General features: G+C 44.4%; 1 protein-coding gene. It reads left to right on the top strand.

Annotated elements, in window-relative coordinates:
• The coding region (gene pgk, locus RYX56_RS22210) for a phosphoglycerate kinase (RefSeq protein ID WP_317124099.1) at positions 1-275 on the top strand (275 nt) is incomplete at both ends.

Raw genomic sequence — 275 nt, 5'->3', positions numbered from 1 at the left:
AATTAGTCGACAACCTTATTATTGGCGGAGGTCTCGCTTATACATTTGTCAAGGCCCAAGGCCACGAAATTGGTAAATCACTGCTGGAAGAAGATAAAATTGACTTAGCCAAATCATTTATTGAAAAAGCGAAAGCAAAAGGTGTTCATTTTTATATGCCGGTGGATGCAGTGGTTGCGGATGACTTCTCAGCAGCTGCCAACTCTAAAGTCGTGGCGATTGAAGAAATTCCTGCCGACTGGCAAGCCCTTGATATCGGTCCTAAGACGGCAGAC

The organism is Alkalihalophilus lindianensis (assembly GCF_032843265.1).
Taxonomy (GTDB): Bacteria; Bacillota; Bacilli; order Bacillales; family Bacillaceae_D; genus Alkalihalophilus; species Alkalihalophilus lindianensis.
Note: the sequence above shows the minus strand (reverse complement) of the source record. Positions and strands in the feature narration are given on the sequence as shown.